The following is a 7,503-nucleotide window of genomic DNA, read 5'->3' on the forward strand; positions in this document are numbered from 1 at the left end:
CCCCGCCGAACTCGATCACGACCTGATCACTGCCGGCGACGAGGTCGAACACCACCTGCGGCGCGTGCTCCGGCTCCGGGAGGGTGAGCAGGTGTCGGTGACCGACGGGGCCGGCCGGTGGCGGGTCGCCGTGGCGCGCGTCGGCGGTTCGACGCTGCACCTCGAAGCAATCGGGGACGTCGTGACGGAGGAACGGTCCGCACCGTTCACCCTCGCGACGGCCGTCCCGAAAGGGGATCGGCTCGACTGGCTCGTGCAGAAGACCGTGGAGATCGGTGTCGATCGCATCGTGTTCGTCGATGCCGAGCGCTCGGTCGTGCGCTGGAAGCCGGATCGTGTGGAGAAGCAGCTGGGCCGATTGCGGCGGATCGCCGACGAGAGCACTCGGCAGAGCCGACGGGTCTGGCGCACCGAGCTCGAGGGACCGGTCCCGGCCGGCACGGTGCTCGAACGCGCGGCAGTGGCCGAACCGGGAGGCCCGCCGATCGACGCGCACGAATCCTTGATCGCGATCGGGCCCGAGGGCGGTTGGTCCGAGGCGGAACTGGCGCTCGCCCCTCGGCGGGTCGGGTTGGGCCGGAACATCCTGCGGACCGAGACCGCCGCCGTGGTGGCGACAACACTACGCGTGAGTTTGTGACGATCCGTGACCGGTGACAACCGAGAGTGCCGGTATGCTGTGACGTGATGACCACTCTCGATGACGATGAAGCCGCCAACTCGACGTACAGCCGACAAGTCGGCGATCGATTGCGCGCGATCCGCAAGCAGAAGCGACTCTCCCTCCAAGAGGTGGAGGCGCAGTCCGAGCACGAGTTCAAGGCCTCGGTGCTCGGCGCCTACGAGCGCGGCGAGCGCGCGCTCTCGCTCCCACGTCTCGATCGGCTCGCGCAGTTCTACAGCGTGCCCATCGAGCAGCTGCTGCCGCGTGAGATCACGGGGTCGGAGACCGCCGCCCTCGAGTCACCCGTCAACAAGAAGCTCGCCATCAACGTCGCGAAACTGATCGAGATGAACGGGTCGCCGTTCGAGATGCTCGCTCGCTACCTGCGGCTGATCCAGGTCCAGCGCCAGGACTTCAACGGTCGTGTCATCACCGTGCGCGGCGACGACACACGCGCGATCGCCGCGATGCTCGATGTGCCGGTGGACCAGGTCGGGTCGCGCCTCGATGCCCTCGGCCTGCTGTATCAGCGCACCGAGGACTGAGTCGTTGCCGCAGGACGCTGCCGACCCGTTCGGGGTCTACATCCACATCCCGTTCTGCGCGTCGAAGTGTGACTACTGCGCGTTCGCGACGTGGACCGACCGCGATCACCTGGTCGACACGTACCTCGACACGCTGGAGCTCGACATCACCCGTGCGGTGGATGCCGGACTTCCGGTCGCGTCGACGGTGTTCGTCGGCGGTGGAACCCCGACGTTGGTTCCGCCGGAACGACTCGCGCAGGTCATTGCCGCGGTTCCCGTGCTCGACGACGCCGAGGTCACCGTCGAATGCAACCCCGACGACGTGAACGCCGAGATGCTGCAGGCATATCGGTCCGGCGGTGTGAACCGAGTGAGCGTCGGTGTTCAGTCGATGTCCGCACACGTGCTCGCCGCGCTCGGTCGCACCCACGACCGCGACAACGTCGCGCGTACGGTCGAGGCGATCCGCTCGGTCGAGATGCCGTCGTTCAACCTCGACATCATCTACGGCGCGGCAGGGGAAACGGTCGACGACTGGACGGCGACGGTTCGCGAGGTGGTCGCGTTCGACCCACCGCACGTGTCGGCGTACGGCCTCACGGTCGAGGCGGGCACGCCGCTCGCGACGCAACCCGATCGACATCCTGACGACGATGACCAGGCCGACAAGTACGTGATCGCCGATCGCTTGCTCACCGACGCTGGACTCGTCAACTACGAGGTGTCGAACTGGGCGAAGCCCGGACACGAGTCGAGCCACAACTTCCTGTACTGGCGCCAGCAGGACTACCGGGGTTTCGGTTGCGCGGCGCACTCACATCGGTCCGGGCGGCGCTGGTGGAACGTTCGGACACCCGAGCGCTACATCGACATCGTCCGCAACGGCGGTGACGTCGAGGCGTCCGCCGAAGTGCTCGATGACGACACCCGTCGCTTCGAGCGACTGCAGTTGCTGTTGCGCACGCGCGACGGCGTTGCGGTGGACTCGTTCACTGCGGAGACGCGTGAGCTGTTGGCCGGGCTCGTCGTCGAGCATCCCGATGATCCGGAGCGCGTCGTGCTGACGCCGGACGGGCGGTTGATGGCGAACGAGATCAGCATGCGTTTCGCGTGATCCATCACCCGACGCAGATCAGGTGTGCTCCGGCGTCGGCACTGGTAGTCTCCATGCCCGCTGAGGGCGCATAGCTCAGTTGGTTAGAGTACCTGCATGACACGCAGGGGGTCGGGGGTTCGAATCCCTCTGTGCCCACCGAAAACCCCAGGTCAGATCGTGCAACCGCACGACCGGACCTGGGGTTTCTGCGTTGTGCGGAAGCGCCGGTACCCTGAAGGGCCGCCGTGTGTGCGGCGACAACCCCCACTGGCCTGTTTGAGAGGCCCCCGGAGACGAGGTACTGCGTGAATTTCAAGAAGGGCGAAACCGTCATCTACCCCCAGCACGGTGCATGCGTCGTGCAGGGAACGAAGAAGATGGAGTTCTTCGGCGAGAAACAGGAGTACCTGATTCTCAAGACGGTCATCAACGAGATGACCCTCAAGGTTCCCGTCGAGAAGACCGACGACGTGGGGGTGCGTCCGCCGGTGTCGGCCGACGAACTCGAGGACCTCGTGTCCGTGCTCGCGAAGCCCGACCCGCGCGTGCCGTCCAACTGGAGCCGCCGGTTCAAGAACCACCAGGAGAAGCTCAAGTCCGGCGACGTGTATCAGGTCGCGGAAGTCGTGCGGAACCTGGCAGCGCGCAACCGGGATGCGTCGCTCTCCGCAGCGGAGCGCACGATGTACGAGCGGGCGCGGGTGAACCTGATCTCCGAGATCTCGCCTGCGCTCAAGGTGTCGGCGGAGGACGCCGAGATCTACCTCGACGAAGCACTCGCCAAGGGCGTCCTCAAGGACGGCGAGGAAGAAGACGAGCCCAAGAAGAAGAAAAAGAAGAAGTAGAGCGGTCCGGCGGCGGTTTGTCGCCGGGTCTCACTCACCCACTCGGCTCGTCGCGTTCGTCTTCGGCGAGCGTGAACTGCACCGTCAGCGGCAGGTGGTCGGACAGTTCGGACCATTCGGCGCCCCCGGCGGGGACGAAGACCGACACGTCGACGGCCGTCGACGGCACGAGGACGTGGTCGAGTCGATCCGTCGGATCGCCTGACGGATTCGTGGGTGGCGAGGGGACGTGCTCGACGCCGGGGAGGATGTCCACGATCTCGCCGGTGTCAGCGTCGTTGAAATCCCCACCGACCACGATCGGGTAGCCGTCCTCGAACGACAGCGCGATGTCGTTGACGCGGTTCGCCTCGATCCGTCGCTCCTCCTCGAAGTCGTGCGGCGAGAGGTGCACGTTGAAGGTCCGACAGGCCGATCCGTCGCCGCGCTCGATGAGCGCCCACTGGACGATGCGGCGCCGGTAGCTGCGCATCGACATCGCGTCGCTGATCCGTGCGTGTCCGGCGTCGTCGAGGGTGTGGGGCGTCAGCGTGGCGGCGCCCTCGGCGCGCGTGCGGTGGAAGGGGCGGAACGGGTGATGCTTCTCGACCCACGCCGCCGTCATGCTGAGCTCTTCCGCGAGTTGATCGGCCTGCGGTTCTCGGATCTCCTGGAGCAGGACGACGTCGGGCGACCCACCCGCGATGACCTTCACCACCCGGTCGAGATCGGTCCGCTTCGCTCCTTGGAGGTTCCAGGTCATCACCGTCCACTCCGCCCGCCCGGTGCTCATCGGACACATCTTGTCAGCAAAGTCGGCGTGTCGCCGGGCGTGCCGCACGGCGTGTCCGTCGGGCGTGTCAGACTCGGCTCATGAACGACGTCTCCGCGGCCGACGATGCTCCCGAGTCCGACGAGGAGGTCGAACCGACGCGGATCGCGTTCCTCGGGATGGGCGTGATGGGTGCGCCGATGGCCCGCCATCTCGCGCGGGCCGGAAATTCGGTCACCGTGTACAACCGGACGGCAGCCAAGGCGCTGGCCTGGGTGGCGCTGAACGGTCACGGTGCGTCGCCCACCCCGGCCGAGGCCGCGGAGGACGCCGATGTCGTGATGATGTGCGTCGGCAACGACGACGATGTCCGCGAGGTCGTCCTCGGCAATCACGGCGTGCTCACGACGATGCGTAGCGGCGCGACCCTCGTCGACCACACCACGGCGTCGGCGGGCCTCGCCCGCGAGATCTCCGAGGAGTGTGCCGGTCGCGGCATCGGGTTCGTCGACGCACCGGTGTCGGGCGGCCAGGCAGGAGCGGAGAACGGACAGCTGACCGTGATGTGTGGTTGCGACGACGAGGCGGTGTTCGAGCGCGTTGCCCCGTTGATGGCCGCGTTCGCGAAGTCGTGCGTGCGGCTCGGAGATGCGGGCGCTGGTCAGTTGACGAAGATGGTCAACCAGATCTGTGTCGCCGGGGTCGTGCAAGGGCTGGCCGAGGGAGTCAACTTCGCGCAGCGCGCGGGCCTCGACGTCGATCAGGTGGTCGATGTGATCGGCAAGGGAGCTGCGCAGAGCTGGCAGATGGACAATCGGGCGCGCACGATGGCCGAAGGGCAGTTCGATTTCGGTTTCGCGGTCGACTGGATGCGCAAGGATCTCGGCATCGTGCTGGACGAGGCGAGCCGCAACGGGGCTCGCCTTCCGATCACGGCGCTCGTGGACCAGCTCTACGCGCAGGTCCAACAGCGTGGCGGCGAACGTTGGGACACGTCCTCCCTGATCGACCTGCTCACCAACCCCTGAAATGATCGAAGGTGCCCGTCACTCACGAACATTCTCGCTGTCGGCGGCTCGGTGTAGTTTCGTGCCATGCGCAAGCCTGAGGTAGAGATCCCCGACGAAGAGCCCCCAGCCGAGCTGGTGATCGACGACCTCGCGGTCGGCGACGGCCACGAAGCCACGGCGGGACAGCAGGTGAACGTCCACTATGTCGGCGTGTCCTGGTCGACGGGCGAGCAGTTCGACGCCTCGTGGGACCGGATGGAGCCGTTCAGTTTCGGGCTCGGGCAGGGCCAGGTGATCCAGGGATGGGACGAAGGAGTCCAGGGGATGAAGGTCGGCGGTCGCCGTCGACTCACGATCCCCGCGCATATGGGTTACGGCGCTGCAGGAGCCGGCGGAGTCATCGCCCCGAACGAAACCCTCGTGTTCGTGGTGGATCTCCTCGGCGTGCGCTGAGTCGACGTCACGGCGAGATCATCGGACGAACCCCTCGGAGAGGGACGTTCCTGGTCGTCGGCCGGTGTCTAGAAGACCGTGTAGCCACCGTCGACGCAGATCTCCTGGCCGGTGTGATACGTCTGCGACGGATCGGCGAGGAACGCGCCGACCGCGCGGAACTCGGACGGGTCCGCCCAGCGCCGAACCGGTGTCCGTTTGACCGTGGCGGTGCGGAAGACGTCGTTCTCGTAGCCGCCGGACGCCAGGTCGGTGATCGTCCACCCCGGAAGCAGCGAGTTGACGCGTATACGGTGCCGCGCGAGGCCCACGGCGAGTGCTCGGACGAGACCGTTCACCCCGGTCTTGGCGGTCCCGTACGCCTCGTTGCCGGCCGCGCCGTGGACCGCGGACGTCGAGGAAACGGCGACCAGACTCCCGCCGGAACCTTGTTCGACCAGGACCCGAGCCGCCTCGCGGAGGGTCAGGAACACCCCGTCGAGATTGACCGCCATCACGGCGCGCCACTCGTCGAGCGACAGTTCGAGGAAGGGCGTGCCCGTGCCACCTCGCCCGGCATTCGCGAACAATCCGTCGAGGCGTCCGTGCTCGGAGACGGTCCGATCCATGCACTCGCGGACCTGAGCTTCATCGCTGACGTCGCACACGTGGCTGGTGAACACGGGGTCCGTACGGGATTCGGCGGCGATCCGCGACAGCGCCCCGACGGCTGCTGCATTCTTGTCGTCGTTGCGTCCCCACACCGAGACCGAACCGCCGGCCTGGGCGATTCCTTCGGCCATCCCGAGCCCGATCCCACCGTTGCCGCCGGTCACGACGAAGGTGCGCCCGGAAAGGTCGGGTCTCCCGTTCGTCGGGAGGGGCTCGGGACGATCGGTGGGTCGGGTCGTGGTGCCGGGTTCGTTGCTCACCCCGCGATTGTGACCGACGCGGGCTCCCGCTGTGGGATCGACGATCCGAGCGACCACACTGGAGCCGTGGCCGACCAGATCGAAATCAGCGGGCTCCGAGTGGTCACCATCGTCGGTGCGTTGCCGCACGAACGAGAGATTCCGCAGCCGTTGGAGATCGACCTCGCCTTCGACGTGGACGTGCACGACGCCGGTCGCACCGATGAGTTGGGCGACACGGTCCACTACGGACTCGTCGCTGATCGGGTCGTCGCGGTCGTCGAGGAGTCCAAGGACCAACTGCTCGAACGACTCGTCGCACGGATCGCCGACGAGGTGCTCGCGTTCGATCGGGTCGAAGCGGTCGACGTACGGCTGACGAAGGTGCGGCCGCCGCTCGCGGTCGATGCGGTGTCGACGTCGGTGCGGATTCGACGGACGCGCGCCGAGGCCGAGGTCCCAGCGCACACCGCGCACACCGCCTACATCGCGTTGGGGTCGAACCTCGGCGACCGTGAGGGTTACCTCCGACTCGGCGTGGCCGGACTCGGGACGGTGACGGCGATGTCCGACGTGTACGAGACCGACCCGGTCGGCGGACCCGAAGACCAGGGTCCGTTCCTCAACATGGTGGTCGAGATCGAGACGTCGCTCGACCCGTCGGCGCTGCTACGCCGTTGTCAACGGATCGAAGCCGAGGCCATGCGCCAGCGGATCGTGCACTGGGGTCCGCGCACACTCGATGTCGACATCGTGCTGTTCGACGGCGTGTCGATGACCAGCGACGACCTCACGATCCCGCATCCGCGATTCGCCGAGCGCCCGTTCGTGCTCGCACCGTTGTCCGACATCGCGCCCGATCGGTGCCCATCGAACTGGGACACCGAACTCGACCTGGACGGGATCCGGCGAGTCGGTCCCTTGACGATCGGCTGATTGATGGCTGATCCGACGGGCGGGGTCCGAACCTTCCACGCGGCCGAGCGCCTCGACGATGACGCCCTCGAGGCGGTGATCGCGGCCAAGGCCGGCCGCACCGTGTCGGTCTGCATCCCGTGCCGTGACGAGGCGGCGACGATCGGTCCGCTGGTCTCGGTGATCCGACGCGAGCTGATGGTCGAACGCAGCGTGGTCGACGAGCTGATCGTGCTCGACGACCGCAGCACGGACGACACGGCACGGGTCGCTGCAGGCGCCGGTGCCCGCGTGGTGTCGATCGACGACGTCCATCGTGTTCACGGCGAAGGCCACGGCAAGGGCAATGCGT

10 protein-coding genes and 1 tRNA gene are annotated in these 7,503 nt (G+C 67.1%); 9 read left to right on the forward strand and 2 right to left on the reverse strand.

The genetic code is table 11. The features are described from left to right. The 5 genes from ON45_RS13015 to ON45_RS13035 form a co-directional block, all read left to right on the forward strand. Positions 1-640, forward strand: a 640-nt coding sequence (locus ON45_RS13015) for an RsmE family RNA methyltransferase (RefSeq protein WP_051063012.1), incomplete at its 5' end; no start/stop codon positions are given. 47 nt (positions 641-687) lie between these two features. Next, positions 688-1,209 carry a transcriptional regulator gene (locus ON45_RS13020; protein WP_040494425.1) on the forward strand — a complete coding sequence of 174 codons (522 nt, stop codon included), beginning with the start codon at positions 688-690 and terminating at the stop codon, positions 1,207-1,209. A gap of 4 nt (positions 1,210-1,213) precedes the next feature. Then, positions 1,214-2,305: a radical SAM family heme chaperone HemW gene (gene hemW / locus ON45_RS13025; RefSeq protein ID WP_051063013.1), complete on the forward strand. Its 1,092-nt coding sequence runs from the start codon at positions 1,214-1,216 to the stop codon at positions 2,303-2,305. A 64-nt stretch (positions 2,306-2,369) separates the two neighbouring features. Next, positions 2,370-2,443, forward strand: a tRNA-Val gene (locus ON45_RS13030). 149 nt (positions 2,444-2,592) lie between these two features. Further along, positions 2,593-3,132: a CarD family transcriptional regulator gene (locus ON45_RS13035; protein ID WP_040494427.1), complete on the forward strand. Its 540-nt coding sequence runs from the start codon at positions 2,593-2,595 to the stop codon at positions 3,130-3,132. A 34-nt stretch (positions 3,133-3,166) separates the two neighbouring features. Here ON45_RS13035 and ON45_RS13040 read toward each other — a convergent pair whose 3' ends face one another. Further along, complete coding sequence (locus ON45_RS13040; protein WP_158412404.1) at positions 3,167-3,904, reverse strand: endonuclease/exonuclease/phosphatase family protein; 738 nt, start codon at positions 3,902-3,904, stop codon at positions 3,167-3,169. An 80-nt stretch (positions 3,905-3,984) separates the two neighbouring features. Between ON45_RS13040 and ON45_RS13045 the strand changes: the two genes are divergently transcribed. After that, positions 3,985-4,911: an NAD(P)-dependent oxidoreductase gene (locus ON45_RS13045; protein ID WP_083914935.1), complete on the forward strand. Its 927-nt coding sequence runs from the start codon at positions 3,985-3,987 to the stop codon at positions 4,909-4,911. A 66-nt stretch (positions 4,912-4,977) separates the two neighbouring features. Continuing rightward, the gene (locus ON45_RS13050; protein WP_040494429.1) at positions 4,978-5,346 is read left to right on the forward strand and encodes an FKBP-type peptidyl-prolyl cis-trans isomerase; all 369 of its coding nucleotides are present in this window, start codon (positions 4,978-4,980) and stop codon (positions 5,344-5,346) included. Positions 5,347-5,414: 68 nt separating this feature from the next. Here the strand turns inward: ON45_RS13050 and ON45_RS13055 are convergent, their stop codons facing one another. Beyond that, positions 5,415-6,161 carry an SDR family NAD(P)-dependent oxidoreductase gene (locus tag ON45_RS13055; RefSeq protein WP_040494433.1) on the reverse strand — a complete coding sequence of 249 codons (747 nt, stop codon included), beginning with the start codon at positions 6,159-6,161 and terminating at the stop codon, positions 5,415-5,417. A gap of 162 nt (positions 6,162-6,323) precedes the next feature. On the opposite strand from ON45_RS13055, the gene folK reads away from it, so the two are divergent. Continuing rightward, positions 6,324-7,172 (forward strand): 2-amino-4-hydroxy-6-hydroxymethyldihydropteridine diphosphokinase, encoded by an 849-nt coding sequence (gene folK, locus ON45_RS22275; protein ID WP_158412405.1) that lies wholly within the window; start codon positions 6,324-6,326, stop codon positions 7,170-7,172. 3 nt (positions 7,173-7,175) lie between these two features. After that, a partial coding sequence (locus ON45_RS13065; protein ID WP_040494430.1) for a glycosyltransferase occupies positions 7,176-7,503 on the forward strand: 328 nt, incomplete at its 3' end.

This window comes from Ilumatobacter nonamiensis YM16-303 (assembly GCF_000350145.1).
GTDB classification, from domain to species: domain Bacteria; phylum Actinomycetota; class Acidimicrobiia; order Acidimicrobiales; family Ilumatobacteraceae; genus Ilumatobacter_A; species Ilumatobacter_A nonamiensis.